Origin of the sequence: Exiguobacterium sp. SH0S1, assembly GCF_004337165.1 — a bacterium.
GTDB lineage: Bacteria > Bacillota > Bacilli > Exiguobacteriales > Exiguobacteriaceae > Exiguobacterium > Exiguobacterium aurantiacum_A.
The window spans coordinates 692,192-710,111 of the sequence record NZ_SJVC01000001.1; the positions used below are offsets into that span (position 1 = coordinate 692,192).

A 17,920-nucleotide genomic window follows, 5' to 3' on the forward strand; every position below is an offset into this window, starting at 1 on the left:
CTCCATTGCGGAATTGGCGGCTGACCCCACTATTGCTGTGTTAACCTGCCTCTTCATTATAGCAGATTCCGACTAAAATAGATGCTGAAAATAAGAACGCTTGTTCTTATTTTATAAAATGAACCTTTAGATGGAGTCGTCTCAACACTGGGTCCAAAGGTGGAATTGAACTACGATAGTGTTGCATGTCTGAAGTCAGACAGGATATAATGAGTCTCGTGTGTAACCACATGGGTGGGTGAGGGTGCCAACAAAGGATTGATTCCTATGGCAAAACAAACAGAATGGAAAACAGAAACATACGGGGGCGTGCTGAACTTTCTGGCGACAGCATACATCCCGGCCGTACATGCGGCAATCTTGACACAAGCCGGACTCCCGTTCGAGGGAGCGCTCGTCGGAGCGATTTTGACAAGCATCATCGGGACGTTCATCGCGGGACTGTTCAACTTACCGTTGTTGCTCCTACCTGGTATGGGCATCAATGCGTTGTTCACGTACACGCTCGTCTTGCAGATGGGGCTGAGCTGGCAGAGTGCGCTCGCCGTCTCGCTCGTCTCGGGGGCGCTTGTCGTCCTCATGACGGTGACGAAAGTGGCGAGGAAACTCGCGAACGCGTTCCCGCCGATTATTCATGACGGACTGACGGTCGGACTCGGCCTGTTCCTCATCTTGATCGGGCTCGAAGCGGCAGGGATCGTCTCGGGCGGTGGTGGGGCACTGCTCCACATCGGAGACCTTGGGGAGCGACCGGTGCAGGTCGCGTTCCTGACGCTATTCGTTGCGATTCTTTTGTTCTTGAAGATGGGACCGAGCAGCTTCCTCTGGACGATCGCGTTCGGTGTCGGCTTGAGCGCTGTCACGGGCACGCTCGACTGGACAGGTGAGTTCGCGCTCACACCGTTCTTCGAGTCGTTCGGTACCGTGTTCGGCAACGTGTCGTTCGCGCAGTCGACATCACCGATCTTCCTGATCGCGGTCGGCGTGTTGACGCTCGTCTTGTTGATCGAGAACATCAGCCTGATCCAGAATCAGACGCGGGCGATCGGCAAGGACGATCAAGCCCCGAAAGGCTTGATCGCCCAAGGGTTGTCGACGATGGCCGGTGCCATGTTCGGCTCGAGCCCGACCGTCTCGACGGTCGAGGTCGCGGCCGGCATCTCGGTCGGCGCACGCGGCGGCATCTCGTCGTTCGTGACGTCAGGTCTTTACGTCGTCTCGCTCTTGCTGTTGCCGCTGTTCGCGATCATTCCGGTGACGGCGATCGCACCGGTCTTGATCATCATCGGCATGATGATGTTCCAGAACGTGAAGCATCTGCCACTCGACAATTGGGAGCAGGCCTTCCCGGCGATCCTCGTCATTATCATGATCCCGTTCACGTACTCCATCGTCGATGGCATCGGGCTCGGCTTCATCGCCTACACGATGATCGTCTTGTTCAAGAAGGGCTATCGCTCGCTCAGTCCGGTCGTCGGTGTCTTGACCGTATTGTTCTTGGTTTTCTTTTCTTTACCAGTCTGGCTGTAAACATGCTGAACGGGACCGTTCAGCATGTGCTCTCCAATCGACAGTAGAAACTTGTTCCTAACGATTGGAGAGATAATCACGAGAAGAGGAGCGTCGTCCCGGGAGGATGATGCTCCTCTTCTTTCGTGTAATCAACTTCATTCTTTACTAATCGTTCTAGAAAGGATATAGTGAGGGTGTAGTTAGAACGTTCATTCTAAAACTGTGTGGTGACCGAAGGAGGATCGAGATGGCTAGAAGTAAAGAGTTTGACGAAACGATTGTATTAAAGAAAGCGATGGAATTGTTTTGGGAACAAGGGTATGAGAAAACATCGATGCAAGACTTGGTCGACCACATGGGCATTCATCGACGAAGCATTTACGACACGTTCGGTGACAAACGCTCGTTGTTCTTAGCATCGCTCGGCGAGTATGAAAAATTCATCACGCATGAGATGGAGACGATTATTCGTCAACATGAATCCGTGAAGTCAGCCATCGGGGACGTATTTCGATTCATTCTGAGGTCTTCTGAAACCTATCCAAAAGGGTGCCTATCCGTCAATGCAGCCGTCGAATTGTCGCTCTTGGACCAAGAGGTAGACCGGATGGCGACGACGATGTTCCATCGGACCGAGGACATGTTCCAAGAGTTGATTCAACAAGGAAAAATCAGTGGCGAGCTGTCAACCGACATCGATTCGGAACAGATGGCGCGTTTCTTGCACAACAACTTGATCGGTCTTCGTGTCTTGATCAAAACGAACTACACGCAAAAAGAATTAGAAAGCATCATCGCGCTGGCACTCAGCGTGTTGGACTGACTTTCTTTTTTTACCTGTTTTAGAACGTTCATTCTAAAAAACGTCAACAGGTTTTTATCATACTTAGGGTGCACAGTTACAAGCCGTTGCGAAATGGGCGCAACAAAAGCCGGACGAAGACTATGCATGGCTACATGCGATCGAACAACCGGTCCTCGTGACGAATGGGATTAAAGATGTCATGGTGCCGACTGAGAACAGTTACATTTTGGCCGAAAAAATACCGAACGCACAATTGATCGTCTATCCGGATTCTGGACACGGTCATCTGTTCCAGTTCCCCGAACGATTTGCCGCACACGTCAACCTATTCCTCGATTCAGATGCGATTTGATCATCTGTCGAGACAAACAAAGGAGAGTCAATCATGAACAAAATGATGAAAGCAGCTCAAATCAGTCGATATTCGAAAGTAATCGAAGCGCAAGTGAACGAGGTACGTGTTCCGGACATCGGGGACAATGATGTGTTGATCATGGTAAAGGCCGCCGCCATCAATCCACTCGAGATGTTGATCATGATCGGTAGCGTAAAACTGATTCAAGATTATGCTTTCCCGCTGACAATCGGGAACGAACTGGCGGGTGTCGTCGAACAGGTCGGGAAACATGTGACCGGTTATTCCGTCGGGGATGACGTCTACACGCGTCTGCCGATTGAAAAAATCGGGGCCATCGCTGAATATGTAGCAGTCGATGCATCTGCCATCGCAAGGATGCCCAAAAACTTATCTTACGAAGAGGCAGCAGCTGTCGCTTTAACGGGACTCACAGCCTACCAAGGACTACATGAAGAGTTAAACGTCCAGTCCGGACAATCTGTGTTCATTCCGGGGGGATCGGGTAGTTTCGGTCAAATGGCCGTTCCGCTCGCGAAGTCGTTAGGTCTGACAGTGATCGTCAGTGGAAATGCGGAGTCACGCGAACGGACGCTGAAGCTCGGTGCCGATCAATATTTGGATTATACGACGCAAAACTATGAGGACGTCTTGAAAAACGTGGATTATGTCATCGATACGTTAGGGCCGACAGAATTCAAGAAAGAGCTGAGCATCCTCAAACGAGGCGGACGACTCCTGTCTTTGCGGACAGGACCGAATAAACGTTTCGCAAAAGACCGACAGCTCCCGTTCTGGAAACAAACGTTATTTTCGATGGCGGGTGCGAAATATGACCGGATGGCCAAAAAACATGACGTCGAATACCGCTTCATCTTCGTACGTGCGAATGGGTCACAACTCAAAGAAATCACGAGCGTCGTGGAGGCGAACCAAGTCGTTCCTGCCCTTCATCCGAAACGATTTACGATTGATGAAGTGAACGAAGCACTACAGTTAGTTGCGACGGGTCGGCCGAAAGGAAAGGTCATCATTACGTTCTGAAGTATGTGAGACTACTGCTTGTAGCAGAAAAAGAGGGAGAGACTGCCATGAAAAAAACGGTTCTCATCACAGGCGTGTCAGGTGGGATCGGCAAAGAATTGGCCGATCGCTTTGCCCGGGATGGACATGAGATGGTACTCGTGTCACGGAATGAAGCGAAACTGTTAGAAATCGCTAAAGATTATCGGATCAATCATGGTGTCGGCGTCACCGTCATCGCCAAAGACATCGCGTCACCTGGAGTGCCAGAAGCGATTTACAAGGAGCTCCAGGAGAAGGGGATCCACGTGGACTACTTGGTCAACAATGCCGGGTTCGGTCTGTACGGGACGTTCTTAGAGACAGACATGAACCAAGAGGTGAATATGATTGACGTCAACATCAAGGCGTTGACGGTGATGACCAAATTGTTTTTACCCGGTATGGTTGAACGGAATCAAGGGGGCGTCATGAATGTATCTTCCATGGTCGGTTTTTTCCCGGGACCATTGATGTCGGTGTACCACGCGACGAAGTCATACGTGTTGTCGTTTTCAGAAGCGCTCGAAAATGAAGTGAGCGGGACGAACGTGACGGTGACCGCTTTATGTCCAGGGTTAACATCGACCGGTTTCGTCGACCGCTCCGGGATGCAGGCGTCAAAACTGTTTCAAACGGGCACGATCATGGAAGCAGGACGGGTCGCGGATATCGGGTATCGCGGTTTCATGAACGGAGAGACCTTGATCATCCCAGGAAGACGGAATCGGCTCGTTGCCTTCCTGCCCCGACTGCTTTCGCGTAAGCGAATCACTCGCATGATGCGAACGATGCAGGATGGATCGAAATAAATGAACATGACGTCAATTGTTTGATCATAACATGCTCAAACGTCGCGCGGTACCTTACATGAGGTACCGCTTTTTTGTGTTTTAGATAGGAGTTTGAAGACTTTAACGGAATGTATGAATTAAGAATAAGTACGTATCGGAGGAGAAGGCGTTGACTACACATGATCTATCTCAAAAATTTTTGAGGTTTGCCGAGAGAGAATGCCGGGACTCGAGCCCGCTCTATGAATCGTTATCGATTCATCTTTCAAAGGACGACGAGTTGCTTGAAATCTGTAGCGAGGCGAGGCGAGGCCAACCAATCCCGAACCTGTTGTTTGGAGCCGTCCATTACTTGATGATGCAGGGTACCGACCACCCCGTAAAAGAGTATTACCCGAGTATGGTAAGTGACCCGAAACCGTACGCCGAATCGTTCGAGTCGTTCAAATCGTTTTGCCTCACGTATCGGAATGAAATCGAGTCCATCATCAATTCAAAACTCGTTCAGACGAACGAAGTCCGGAGATGTGCATATCTGTATCCTGCTTTTGGCCTTGTCCACCAAAAAACCAACAAACCGCTTGCACTCATCGAAATCGGAACAAGCGCTGGCTTACAACTCCTATGGGACCAGTATGCCTACTCATATGGTACAGAGGACGTGATGGGAGATGTTCAGTCACGGCTGCACATTCGTTCAGAGCTTGTCGGAGAGCTTATGCCACCGCTCTCGCCAACACCCGCCCCGGTCGGATCGCGCATCGGCCTTGATTTGAACATTGTCGATTTAGAGAATGAAGATGAGCGGCTATGGCTTAAGTCGTTGATCTGGCCAGAGCACAGAGAACGTTTGGAGATGTTCGAGCGCGCGTCTAGTTATATGGGCGAGCAAGCAATCGACTTCATCGAAGGCGACGGAATCAGTCGATTGAGCGGTCTTATCGAGAGCATTCCAGAAGAAAGCACCCTCTGCATCTTCCACACCCATGTGGCCAACCAGATGACGATCGATATGAAGAAGCACTTGCTGCACGTGGTCGAACAGATTGGACAGACGAGAGACGTGTTCCATCTTTACAACAATATCCAAGACAAAGACCTGCATCTAGACGAATATGTGAACGGTGTGAGACGAGAACAGACGATTGCTGAGACGGATGGGCACGGCAGATGGTTGCTGGAAAATGAAGCGATGTCCTTCTAAGCTCGGTCGTTACATTTTTTCTGAACATGCGGCAGAGGCACCGTTCCTAACGGTGCCGTTTTTTTCTATAATTGAAAAAGGAGGTGTTCGAATGGATCAAGCAGGCGGATTCATTTCCATTGGAATGGCTTATCCGAGCCATTATCCGTTACCTAAACTTTCTCAAAATGTATGTGAGGAACTGTTAAGTAGCGGAGGAGAAATCATCAATGTGACATACAGTCAGGATGAAGCGGGGAACGATTGGACAACAACGACAGACATCGACTATGCTCACATCGGATATTATGGATCTATCCATTTACGAAGCAACTATTTTGGAGGCGTGGATATAGTGATGACCGTGTCCCTTCAAGAGATGGACACATATGTCGGAATTCTCATCGATATAAAGTGGAATGATGTCGTTTCACACCCGGCAGCGATAACAGAGTTCACACAGCTAATCGAACGACTGCTCGTCGACGTGTACCGTCATGTGCCATTCTCGTACGCGATTGCTGGGCACGAACTTGAACTGGATTGGGCCCCTGAAGCATTTCCGACATCAGCGGACTGGTTGGATGCGTTCCCCCTTTCTATGGTCCCGTCACCACAAGGCGTGGCGGTCACTTTCGGTTCGATTTCGATCGATGGGATAACTCCTCAACCAAAAAAGAAGACGTCCATCCTATTCGATTCCTAAGTCATCATCGAGAACCAATCGCTTCTGTCAATTTAATTTGATTAGCGAATCACAGAAGAGTATGACCGGATGGAAGTAGTCCAACATGCTACAATTCCCTAGCTTTCTAAACCAAGGAGGATACTTTCATGACGAACACTTCAAACGTCATCGATGAGTTTGCATCTTATATAGACTGGTTAAACACCTTATCGAGATTAGATGAATCGATGTGGGAAAAATCGATTGCGACCGACAAGTGGTCAATCAAAACAATCGTCCTTCACATCGCCCATTGGGACAACCATCTGTTGAACGTCATCATCCCAGCTGTGAAGAACGGGGAAGGGATGATCTTCCCTGAGTTCGACTCGTTTAACGCGCGGGCGACCCAAAAAGCGAAACGTCTCTCGGGAGAAAACGTTCTCCAATTAGCCAAAAAGAGTCGGAGTTCGCTCGTAGAAGCGCTGCGGTCATTGCGTCAAGAGACGCTGACTTCGCACACGACGGCGAACGGGGTGACCCATTGCCCGCATCAGGGTGTTCCGTATACGCTTACTTATATCGTCACCGAGTTCATCGGACATGACCGGCATCACCAGCAGCAAGTCGACGCCATATTGGGAAGAACATCTTGAAGAGACGAGCGAAAGTGCGCGGTATCAGACGAAGATTGAAACGATTGCGCACGTATATCGACGAACAGACCTATTCGTTCCCGACGACGTTCCATGACGGGTATTGGCACAACAAAATCCCAATTGATCAATCGTTCTTACTGTCGGTGCAGGAGAACAGCCGGATTCAATATGCGGTCATCGAGGCGATGATGGAGGGGGCCTCCCGTCTCGTGCGTCTCCGAGAAGAGGAGCGGAACCGGGTCGTCGTCTTGTTGGACCTTCCGACGCTTTGGCAGTCCGAACTCCTCGTGTTTGAAAATGATGCACGATTGAAGGTGTTTATGAAACGTGACTCACCGGATCAGACATGGACGCCCTTGCCCTTAGATGATGTGTTTCAACAAAAGCTCGTCGCCTCAGCGGATGACGAGGTGCATCGGTTCCACGAGCGGATTCAAGATGAGGATGATATTTATACAGGAGAAGTCTGGTTGCTCGTTCAATGAACGGGCAATTTTTTTGTATGACGAATAATAGGAAGTTAAGCACAACGTCTCAACGTAAACCCAAAAACAACAGTGATATTTACAAGTTGATTAAAATGTCGAAAGGTAATTTGATAGAAAATATGGTACAATTTAACATGTAAAAGGAAGATGACTCATAATCTTTACTACACAGTCTTTCGAAGAGAAAAAACATCATCATGATAAAAGCTCACGATAAATGCTTGATGGTTTAAAAAGAGACGGAGGTCGTTCAGTTGAAAAGATTCACACTTCTTCTACTTTGTATTCCTTTGATTCTGTTATCGGCATGCATTGGTGACAAAGAAAATGTCGAAGCTATAAAAGAGAACGTTAACGTGCAGCCTAAGACTATAAAAATAAGCGACGATAGTGAATTAAAAATCGTGCCACTTTACACACAGTATCAAAAGTATTTGGAGGCATCTCTAGAGACGAATGATTCAGAACAGAAAAAGAAATTTTTTAGAGAATTTGTTCTCGATTACATAGGGAAGATTGGAGAAGAGGAGAAGTTCGGAACAGCGGATTTGAAAGGCAACTTTTTGATGAAATCGACATCCTATGAGCAACAACTCCTAAATCGAATCGATGTGCTGATGAGCAAACATGGTGAGATTGAAGAAACGATTATAAAAACTTACATCGCTTCCCATCAGGCACTTCCTAAAAAGAAAAGTACGATTTTTCTCGTACCAATCAATTCAGAATTTGCATTTATCGGTGAGTCACTGGGTGGGATTAGTGGAAATGCATATAAAGATACTTTTGTCTTTTATCTGAATGAAGACTTCGATAAAGATATCCTTGCTTATGCGACTGCACATGAATATCATCACTTGATTCTTCGCGACACACCAAACTTTATGGTTAGTTCGGTTTTAAATTCTGTCATATTAGAAGGGAAAGCAGATGCTTTTGCAGATCGAATTGTCAAAGGCGTCTCACCTCCTTGGCATGAACCAATGGATGAGAAGACGAAGGAGCATGTAGCCAACCTTGTTAATGATTATGAAACAACATTTAACGATTTTGTTATCGGTAATGAGCAAAAGAATCTTCCTCGCTGGAGTAACTATATTTTAGGAAAAGACATTCTCAACCATTACTTAGAATCAAATCCAAAGCTTTCGATTCAAGATTGGACATTCAAAGAAGATCATGAAATCTTAGAGGGCTACAAATATCAAGAGATTCTTCAGCAATGACGAAACAAGTCACATGATTTTCCAGTATCGCAGTCGTGATACCCGGTCCCCAATCAGTTCGCTCTATTGATTGGGGGCTTTTGTTTAAAGGAAGGATTACTGAGCTGTGATTATGAAGGGTGATGTTTGACGAAAATCAGCGCGTGCATTCCCTACAACTTCGTGACGAAGCGACCTATCTACTTCCGATTCACGCCTGGTAAGGATGGGGGATCGACTCGTCAAACATTCACCACTCCACGACCCGTTGATGATCCAAAGCTCAAAACAATATGAGCAAGAGCCGGTGAAACAAATTGACTGGGTCGCTACAGCCAAGACAGGGAAGCTACAGGCGAAAGTATATGAGCGCCAAAACCTCGATACGTTCACATTGATGCTTGACTTGAGCAGTCCGCTCGGGAATGGTCTCCACGCCCGTTACGAAGAGTTGATTCAACAGGCCGCTTATCTGGTATCCTATTTGGTGAAGGAAGAGTGTAAAGTCGAGCTGTTCATCAATCGCCTAGATGCTGATAATAAAGTCGATCACCTTCGGATGAGTGACGGTCGTAAGCAGTTGCGCCTCGCACTCGTGCGCCTGGCGTGGATTCACGAGTCGAATCGATTCGTCGCCTCAAAACGGTTTGGCCGAATCATCGAGCGCCAAAAACATCCACATGCGGAACTGATTCGGATTGATGCGTCATTCCTAAAACAAATGTCTGTCGGTTGAAAGGAGAAAGAAACATGTTCCGCCTGATCACAACATTCGCTTTAGCCGGGGTCTTCACGCTCGGTGCTACGTCGGCAGCTGCGGCGCCGACAGAACGATCCGCGGAGCGTTTCGCTGAAGAACATTTCGAGTCAATCGTCCTCGACCATATCGAAGGAGACGACCCGAGTAACTATCACTTGACGGAAAGTCGCACCGTCTCGTTCGGTCCGCTCCATGAAGTATTGATTGCCGCGCAATCCTGTTATTCGTTGGACGAAATGTGTACGTTCGTCTCGAGCAAGGAGTACGTATCAGCCGTCCTACAAGATGGGGAGCCGAGAAACGTCATCGGTACGTGGGAGCAAGAACCGGGCATTTTCGCCTTCTCCACGTTCGGGTATGGCGACGAGTTGGCCATTGCCTTAGCTGATGTGTCCGGCTCACTCGTCCATTCTGCTCAAGAGAATGTCTGGTTTGACTTAAACGGGGAGACGTTGACCGCCATGACGACCGATGCGAAACGGTTCATCAGCGGAGACACGATCACGCTCGAGATGTATCAGAAACTCTTGGTCGAAACACATTCAAACGATCAAGGTTCTGTGGAGGATGCCCTTACTGGTGGTTCAGGTGACGTTCAGACGATAGAGCCGAAATCTTTTCGGATGATTGGACTCGCGTTGTTGACGGGACTCCCGCTCGGTTATCTTTTTTACCGGAGGCGATGGAAAAGATGAATGTGAAACGTCCGTGGTTACGTGAAGTTGACGCGACCACGGCTTTTTTTGTGCGTCGACACGCAGTGGACACGGATAAATTTGAACAAAAGACGGAAAGGTTATCACGTTCGAACGATGGGACGTTATGGAAAATCGACCGTTATGAATTCGACCAAGTCTATGATCAAAGGCTTGATGAGGTGTATCGCTCGATTCGTCGACAAGATGCTGACATCTTTTCATTTCATTCGGATGACATACAGATCGATAAGGGTTTTACCGATGTAACGATACTACGTTACCTCATCTTGCATCCGTTCACGCGAGACGTCTATGTCGATGCCGCATCATCTGGGGTCGTTGAGACGGTGTATGTCTGGATGCATCCGATTGAGGTGTGTAAACAGAGAGACCGAATCACTCGTGTGACGCTAGACGTCTCGGACATCGCGACATGTTTTACGGACTACGAGAAAGAGCCGGACTTGAAACTTTGTCGAATCATCTATCAAAAGATTGAGATGCTTATTTTACCGCGTCATGCGCTGAAGGAAGGCGAGGCAAGCCGTTTGATCTACCGACATCTCACCGACGCAACGTTCCCGTTACGCGTGGAGCGGAAAACAAAGGTACTGTTGCCAAAGAGACATCGTTTCTCGTTTGAACGCTTAGAAGAGGAGTCTGTCACATCCGGGATTGTTCGCAATCGTGAGGAGATTGCCCCATGGCTGACACTTTCCCGTGACGAACATCGCCAAGGCGTCGTCACATTCTCAAATAAAACGGATTGGTTGGTGATCTATACCCGTGAGGGGCTGACACTCCAAGGAACGACAATTGAATCCTTTGAATCGATTGACAGAGCAGATCATGAGACGTTCTTTTACCACGTGACACGTGGTGCGTATCCAATTGAATTGACGTTCTGTCTCGGAGGAACGTTTGGACCAAAAGAGAAAGTCTATCGATTGACGCTTCATGATGACGACTGGAAGAAGTTGATTGAAGACAAACTGCTACCCCAGCTCGGCATTCCGAAAGCAAACGGGTTTTGGCAGTCCCTCTCATCCCCTACGTCTGTACAGACACTTGAAACTTTCATGGGAGAGTATCCATCCTCATATCTTCGGAAACTTCGTACTGGCGCATGATGCGGACGACGTGTATCACTTTCTTGACCATGTGAACGTGGCAATAAAGCGGTTTTGAAGTAGTAAGCAGTGCTTTTACATTGCTTGTTGCATATTTTTTACGAAATGGATCTGTACAAATGAAAACATATACGTGTCTCTGTTGTGGTTACAAAACGCTGGAGGAAAAGCCGCCCGGAACGTTTTTGATTTGTCCGAACTGCTTTTGGGAGGATGATAGCGTAGGCCCCGACGATTGGAGAGGAGCAAACGGTGTTTCTTTACGAACGGCGCAGCGAAATGTGATTCGTTTCGGGTTTTCCGAGGAACAGTTGGTCGGCGATCGTCCATCGAGAGAATATGAAAAGGACGCGGCATGGAAACCCGTATGGGAAGCGAATTCGTCGATGTCACTCTCCTTATTAATCGATGGTGTAGTCTTGCATCGAAAAAAGAATAAGCCTATTGATATCAACCGGTTCAATGAACAGTTTGAAAAAATGTTGAAACAAAATGGATGGACGTTTGGCGGAGAATTTGTTCAGTCTGAAGAATAAGAGACTGTTTCGAAAACTACACAACGCATCAAGCCATAAGGTTATACCTCGCTGATCTTGTTTGGCATTTAGAGTAAGAGAACATACAGAAATCAGGTGAAGTTATGTACCGATATAGAATAACCAAATACAATCCCGCCTTTCGAGACGAACCCTATGGATATGAAAAGGACGAATGGACAGCCATTTCTGACATCGGAAAGTCGTTTGAAGGCGTCACGCTTCACTTCGAAGAGTACATGAGAGTTGAAGATGCCTATGTGACCTCGGTCAAGTGGGTCATGAAGCATTGCAATGTGATTTCCCTAAGAGTGTCTTATATTGAGAAGCGAGGTCGACTTTCACGTCATGAAATTCAACGGCCTGACCTTTCGGAAATCGTTTATACTGCAAAAACGAGAGATTTGTATAAACGGGTAAAGAAAGGAACTGTGCTGACTGGGTGGAGAATCGAACATATGATTCGCTTGATGTTGCGAGAAGAGCTTTATGCGCAACTCGTTGGGAATGAATCGCATCATAAAGATGAACCGTTTAAAGTGTTTATCGGATACGATTATTTGATGGGGATTCATACGAATATAAATCTTCAGCACCTGAAAGAACAGCTTTTGAATATCGGAATGTATCTCGAAAATCCGTCTGGGGAGAGTTGACTTGAACATACTTAGAGAATTCAAATCAATCGATAGTGAAGTTTGGCGAGTGCAACTCGACGAGAGTGACGCATTCCTCATCATCAAAGATGAGAGAAGGCGGAGTGATCTCACCGATTATCCGTGGTTTTCTGAACATGAGGCTTCTATTTTTGAATCAAAAGAAAACGTGATTCATGTCAGTTATCTCGTCACCCCGGACGTCCGATTGAGTCCGGAACACTTGGCTGAAGTGTATGTAGTTGTCGAACAGCTATTGCATCACATCGCCCAGGCCTCATGTGATATCGTATTCAGCCCATACAGTTTCCCTACCAAAACGGAGATACATACTCATATAAATGAGACGTGTAAGATTGATTCGTATTCAGTCGATGCGTATCGAGACCTGACTCAAGTACAGTCCAAATAGATTACGGTTATACAAAAACACCGCCCTTACGCCAATGCGTAGGAGCGGTGTTTTCACATATAAGGTCCGTTCGCCTGAACGACGAACTGCGAGTGCTCGTAATGATAGGTGATGCGGGAGTAGTCGAACGGCTTCCCGTTCGTGAGATGAAAGATCGTCTCGATGCGAAGCGTCGGGTCGTCCGCCTGCAAGCCGAGGTATCCGGCTTCCGACGCGTTCAACCGACCGACCTGCATGTACATGTCGGAGAAGCCGATCGTGACGCCGAGCGCGCTCTGGACATAATCGAAGATCGAGTCGGCAACGATCTCCCGGTTCAAATACGGGACGATTTGCTTCACGTAATACGACTCCTCGTGACAAAGCACCTCGCCATCGACGAAGCGGACCCGTTCGACGTGATAGACGTCGTCCGTCACGTCGATCCCGAGGTTCTGCGCAACTGTCTCGTCAGGTTTTGTGACCGAGACGTCGAGCACGTCCGACGTCAAGACGCGGTCGCCGAGATTGCTCTTGAACCCTTGCGTCGAGAACAGGCTCATGTAGCCCGGGCGGTTATGACGCCGGACGAAGATGCCGCTCCCGCGAAGTTGGAAGACTACCCCACGCCGTTCGAGCAGTTCGAGCGCTTTCGTCACCGTGCTCTTACTGACGGCATATTGGCTCATCAACTGTTCGAGCACGGGAAGTTTATCGCCTTGTTTCAAATCATGTTGATTGATGTACTGTTCGATCTCTGCTGCAATCTGTTGGTATTTTAGCACGTTCATCCCTCATCTACTTGAAAATGTTGTCTTCATTATACCACACACATGTTTGCTAAACGTTCACAAACTTTTTTATTGTATCGCTATTGATTAATTGTACCGGTACAATTATAGTAAAAGTGTACAAAATGTAAGCGTTATGAAAAAAGGAGGGTATTCACTTGAGTAAAGTTCGGGATTATTCAAAACTCGCCAAGGACATCTTGGAGGCTGTCGGCGGGGAAGACAACATCATCAACGCAGCCCGGTGTGCGACACGGCTTCGTCTCGTCTTGAAGCGGTCAAACCCGCAGGCGAAAGAGCGTGTCATGGCGATGCCAGGCGTCATCACGGTCGTCGAGACGGGCGGACAGTTCCAAGTCGTCATCGGACAGCACGTCGGAGAAGTGTTCGAGGAGTTCACGCAGCTCGTAAAAATCGAAGGCACTGAAACGGAGGCGGACCAAAAAGGAACAATACTCAACCGGATCATCGCGACGATGTCCGCGGTGTTCGCGCCGTTCATCTATATTTTAGCGGCAGCCGGGATTTTGCAAGGAGTACTCATTTTAACGACATTGTTGTTCGAAGGTTTCGCCGAGACGGGAACGTACGAAGTGTTCAGCTTCATCTCATGGGCACCGTTCACGTTCTTACCGATCTTTATCGCCATCACGGCATCAAAACACTTCAAGACGAACACGTTCATTTCCGTCGCGGCAAGTGCGGCCTTGGTCAGTCCGACATGGGCCGAGATGGCGGCACGCATCACGTCAGGGGAGACAATCAGCTTCCTTGGGATTGCCTTGTCCGGTACGACGTACACGTCATCGGTCTTGCCACCGCTCTTCCTCGTCTGGATCTTGTCTTACGTCGAGCGGTTCTTGAACCGGCATATGAATGAGGTCATTCGTCCTCTATTTGTGCCGTTCTTCAGTTTGGTGCTCATGGTGCCGCTCACGATCCTCGTCATCGGACCAATCACGACGATGGGTGCGGTCGGGATCGCCAACGGCTATAACTTCCTAGCTGAAAACGCGCCGTTGCTCGCTGGCGCCATCATCGGTGGACTCTGGCAAGTCGTCGTCATCTTCGGGGTCCATTGGGGCGTGACGCCGATGGTGCTCGCAAACTTCGACCTATACGGCCGTGACTCGTTCCAAGCGTATCAGACGATCGCCGTCATCGCCCAAGTCGGCGCCGTCCTCGGTGTCATCTTGAAAGCGAAGAGCCAAGAAATCAAAAAAGTCGGAGTCTCGGCAGGAATCACCGGTCTGTTCGGGATCACCGAGCCTGCGATCTACGGGGTGACGCTACGCTTCAAGAAACCATTCATCTTCGGATGTATCTCGGGTGCGGTCGGTGCCATCGTCGCAAGTTTCTTCACCCCATACTACTTTGCCTACGCCGGACTCCCGGGCCCACTCACTCTTGTGAACGGAATCAGTGAAGACGTGCCGACATCGATTTGGGGACTGTTGATCGGGACGGCGATTGCCATCATCCTCCCGGTCATCTTGATTCAAATCTTCGGCTTCGGGGAAGACACTGCCAAACAGGCAAATGAAGAATTGGCGACGCCAGCGACAGCGGAAGCGAGCGCGACGGTCGTCCAAGAAGAAACGATTACGTCACCGCTATCAGGGAAAGTCATCGCCTTGAGTGATGTCCCGGACGACGTGTTCGGCTCTGGGGCAATGGGGAAAGGTTACGCCGTAGAACCAAACGGGAATAACATTGTGGCGCCATTCGATGGGACGGTCGTCATGGTTGCACCGACAAAACATGCGATTGGACTGCGTTCGAACTCAGGGATCGAGCTCTTGATTCACGTCGGGCTCGACACAGTGACACTTGACGGGAAACCGTTCACTGTCCACGTCAAAGATGGGGACAGCTTCAAAGCGGGCGATGTATTGATGACGTTCGATCGCGACATGATCGCCGCCCATAACTTATCAAGTATCACACCAGTCATCGTGACGAACAGCTCGACTTACGCCGATGTACTCGTTCAACCAAGCGATGAGACAGACACAACGAAGCCGATGCTCACGATTGTTCATCAATAAGGAGGAATAAACATGAAGACATTACCGAAAGATTTTCTATGGGGTGGCGCCCTCGCCGCCCATCAATTTGAAGGCGGCTGGGACGCCGACGGCAAAGGCCCGAGCGTCGTCGACGTCTTGACAGCAGGCGCCCATGGCGTCGCACGCCGGATCACGGACAAGGTCGAGCCGGACGAGTTTTATCCGAACCATGAGGCAATCGACTTCTACCACCGCTATAAAGAAGACGTCGCCTTGTTCGCCGAGATGGGTTTGAAGTGTCTCCGGACGTCGATCGGCTGGAGCCGCATCTTCCCGAACGGTGACGACGCCGAACCGAACGAGGCCGGGCTCAAGTTCTACGACGACTTATTCGATGAGCTGTTGAAGCACGGCATCGAGCCGATCATCACGTTGTCACACTTCGAGATGCCGCTCCACCTCGCCCGTGAGTACGGCGGGTTCCGCAACCGGAAAGTCGTCGACCATTTCGTACGCTTCGCCGAGGCCTGTTTCGACCGTTACAAAGACAAGGTCAAATATTGGATGACGTTCAACGAGATCAATAACAAGATGGACGTCAACAACCCGCTCTTCCTCTGGACGAACTCAGGCGTCATCGTCGAGGAAGGCGAGAACGCCCGTGAGGTCATGTATCAGACGGGGCACCATGAGTTGATCGCGAGTGCGCTCGCCGTCGCCAAAGGGAAAGCGATCAACCCGGACTTCGAGATCGGGGCGATGGTATCGCACGTGCCGATCTATCCGTATTCGTCGAACCCGGACGACGTCATGCTCGCCGAGGAGATGATGCGCCAGCGCTACTTCTTCCCGGACGTGCAAGTACGCGGGTTCTATCCGCGCTACGCTTTGAACGAGTTCGAGCGTGAAGGCTACAACATCCCGTTCCTGGACGGGGACGACGACATCTTGAAGAACGGGACTGTCGACTACCTCGGTTTCAGCTACTACATGTCGACGACCGTGAAGAGCGACGTCGTCGCCGACAACAGCGGCGACATCGTCAACGGCGGTCTGCCGAACGGTGTCGAGAACCCATATATCAAGTCGAGCGACTGGGGTTGGGCGATCGATCCGGTCGGTCTTCGCTACGTGCTGAACCGGTTGTACGACCGCTATCAGATCCCGCTCTTTATCGTCGAGAACGGTTTTGGCGCCGTCGATGAGATCATCGACGGAAAGATTCACGACGCGGCCCGCATCGATTACTTGAAGGCCCACATCGAGCAGCTGAAACAAGCGGTCGTTTATGACGGAGTCGACTTGATCGGCTACACGCCGTGGGGCATCATCGACATCGTCTCGTTCACGACGGGCGAGATGAAGAAGCGGTATGGCATGATTTACGTCGACCGTGACAATGAAGGCAATGGCTCGATGGAGCGGATGAAGAAAGACTCGTTCGATTGGTATAAGCACGTCATCGAGACGAACGGGGAAGCGTTGGAATACGAAGCGACAAAATAATTTTCCATGAATAAACCCACCTCTTTCAAAAAAAAGAGGTGGGTTTATTCCTTCTACAGATGTTGCGGCAATAGGAATTTGCAAAAGTCACTGATTATAGCCGAAGAATAACGTAAATGTGATGAGCATGACGGATGAAATCATGAGAACCACAGCGAGTGAGCTGGCGAACAGCAAAAAAAGTTTTGAGAAGTTGATCCGTTTCTTCCAAACCCCTATTAGGAATGCAAGATTCAGTACCAAGAAAAATGTGAGCACGAGCAGAGGTACCGCGCGCTCTTGCATTAAAATAAACAAATCCATAATAAAACACGTTCCTTTCTGTCTTTATCATATTTGCAAAAGAGGTATATTGCTCGTAATCAACCGTATAATGATGAAAACTGCTAGACGTATCGTCTGCTAATTTGGAGGAAATAAGAATGAAGAAACTGCTTCGTGCAACTGTGGCCTGTCTCGCTTTGTTTACGCTGAGCCTCGCTCCTGCGAATCCGGCTGATGCCGCTGCCAAAAAGTTTAAAAACTGTACCGAGCTCAACAAAACCTACAAGGGTGGTGTCGCGAAAAACAAGACCATCAAAAACAAAGGCGGCAAGACGCAGTATAAGCCGCTCGTCAACGCGGCACTCTACCAAGCAAACATTGGGAAAGACCGTGATAGAGACGGAATCGCCTGTGAACGTTAAGAGATTTGGGGACTACTCCCCGAATCT

Annotated in this window: 17 protein-coding genes and 2 pseudogenes; 18 read left to right on the plus strand and 1 reads right to left on the minus strand. The window is 49.1% G+C overall.

Annotated elements, in window-relative coordinates; genetic code table 11:
- The first annotated feature begins 267 nt into the window (after positions 1-267).
- From EVJ20_RS03520 to EVJ20_RS03590, 15 genes and pseudogenes are all read left to right on the plus strand, one after another.
- Entirely contained in the window at positions 268-1,530 is a 1,263-nt protein-coding gene (locus EVJ20_RS03520; protein ID WP_016508713.1) for an NCS2 family permease, read from the plus strand.
- A 229-nt stretch (positions 1,531-1,759) separates the two neighbouring features.
- Complete coding sequence (locus EVJ20_RS03525) at positions 1,760-2,335, plus strand: TetR/AcrR family transcriptional regulator (RefSeq protein ID WP_131505047.1); 576 nt, start codon at positions 1,760-1,762, stop codon at positions 2,333-2,335.
- A gap of 100 nt (positions 2,336-2,435) precedes the next feature.
- Positions 2,436-2,669: pseudogene (locus EVJ20_RS03530) on the plus strand (alpha/beta fold hydrolase); the annotation flags it as partial.
- 33 nt (positions 2,670-2,702) lie between these two features.
- Entirely contained in the window at positions 2,703-3,716 is a 1,014-nt protein-coding gene (locus EVJ20_RS03535; protein WP_131505048.1) for an NADP-dependent oxidoreductase, read from the plus strand.
- A 47-nt stretch (positions 3,717-3,763) separates the two neighbouring features.
- Positions 3,764-4,546: an SDR family NAD(P)-dependent oxidoreductase gene (locus EVJ20_RS03540; RefSeq protein WP_131507086.1), complete on the plus strand. Its 783-nt coding sequence runs from the start codon at positions 3,764-3,766 to the stop codon at positions 4,544-4,546.
- Positions 4,547-4,697: 151 nt separating this feature from the next.
- The gene (locus EVJ20_RS03545) at positions 4,698-5,732 is read left to right on the plus strand and encodes a DUF2332 domain-containing protein (RefSeq protein WP_131507088.1); all 1,035 of its coding nucleotides are present in this window, start codon (positions 4,698-4,700) and stop codon (positions 5,730-5,732) included.
- A gap of 91 nt (positions 5,733-5,823) precedes the next feature.
- Complete coding sequence (locus EVJ20_RS03550) at positions 5,824-6,417, plus strand: Imm64 family immunity protein (protein WP_161568085.1); 594 nt, start codon at positions 5,824-5,826, stop codon at positions 6,415-6,417.
- A 128-nt stretch (positions 6,418-6,545) separates the two neighbouring features.
- Entirely contained in the window at positions 6,546-7,034 is a 489-nt protein-coding gene (locus EVJ20_RS03555) for a DinB family protein (protein ID WP_131507092.1), read from the plus strand.
- Entirely contained in the window at positions 7,031-7,522 is a 492-nt protein-coding gene (locus tag EVJ20_RS03560) for a DUF3916 domain-containing protein (protein ID WP_161568086.1), read from the plus strand. Before EVJ20_RS03555 ends, EVJ20_RS03560 begins: the two co-directional genes overlap by 4 nt.
- 257 nt (positions 7,523-7,779) lie before the next feature.
- Positions 7,780-8,751, plus strand: coding sequence for a DUF2268 domain-containing protein (locus EVJ20_RS03565; RefSeq protein ID WP_131440684.1), 972 nt, complete (start codon positions 7,780-7,782; stop codon positions 8,749-8,751).
- Positions 8,752-9,037: 286 nt separating this feature from the next.
- Complete coding sequence (locus tag EVJ20_RS03570) at positions 9,038-9,466, plus strand: DUF58 domain-containing protein (RefSeq protein WP_236636156.1); 429 nt, start codon at positions 9,038-9,040, stop codon at positions 9,464-9,466.
- A gap of 14 nt (positions 9,467-9,480) precedes the next feature.
- Positions 9,481-10,185, plus strand: coding sequence for a hypothetical protein (locus EVJ20_RS03575; RefSeq protein WP_131507096.1), 705 nt, complete (start codon positions 9,481-9,483; stop codon positions 10,183-10,185).
- A complete protein-coding gene (locus EVJ20_RS03580; RefSeq protein ID WP_131507098.1) occupies positions 10,182-11,318 on the plus strand; it encodes a hypothetical protein in 1,137 nt (378 codons plus the stop codon). The genes EVJ20_RS03575 and EVJ20_RS03580 overlap by 4 nt, the downstream gene beginning before the upstream one ends.
- Positions 11,319-11,437: 119 nt before the next feature.
- Positions 11,438-11,686 (plus strand): annotated as a pseudogene (locus EVJ20_RS15275) (CPCC family cysteine-rich protein); the annotation flags it as partial.
- A gap of 272 nt (positions 11,687-11,958) precedes the next feature.
- Positions 11,959-12,510: a hypothetical protein gene (locus EVJ20_RS03590; RefSeq protein ID WP_131507102.1), complete on the plus strand. Its 552-nt coding sequence runs from the start codon at positions 11,959-11,961 to the stop codon at positions 12,508-12,510.
- 465 nt (positions 12,511-12,975) lie between these two features.
- On the opposite strand, the gene EVJ20_RS03595 is transcribed toward EVJ20_RS03590, so the two are convergent.
- Entirely contained in the window at positions 12,976-13,686 is a 711-nt protein-coding gene (locus tag EVJ20_RS03595) for a GntR family transcriptional regulator (protein WP_201740008.1), read from the minus strand.
- A 164-nt stretch (positions 13,687-13,850) separates the two neighbouring features.
- On the opposite strand from EVJ20_RS03595, the gene EVJ20_RS03600 reads away from it, so the two are divergent.
- The 3 genes from EVJ20_RS03600 (at position 13,851) to EVJ20_RS03610 (ending at position 17,893) form a co-directional block, all read left to right on the plus strand.
- On the plus strand, positions 13,851-15,740 hold the full coding sequence (locus tag EVJ20_RS03600) for a beta-glucoside-specific PTS transporter subunit IIABC (RefSeq protein ID WP_131505056.1): 1,890 nt from the start codon (positions 13,851-13,853) through the stop codon (positions 15,738-15,740).
- A 12-nt stretch (positions 15,741-15,752) separates the two neighbouring features.
- The gene (gene bglA, locus EVJ20_RS03605; RefSeq protein WP_131489741.1) at positions 15,753-17,207 is read left to right on the plus strand and encodes a 6-phospho-beta-glucosidase BglA; all 1,455 of its coding nucleotides are present in this window, start codon (positions 15,753-15,755) and stop codon (positions 17,205-17,207) included.
- Between the two features lie 422 nt (positions 17,208-17,629).
- Entirely contained in the window at positions 17,630-17,893 is a 264-nt protein-coding gene (locus EVJ20_RS03610) for an excalibur calcium-binding domain-containing protein (RefSeq protein WP_016508727.1), read from the plus strand.
- The last annotated feature ends 27 nt before the right edge of the window (positions 17,894-17,920 follow it).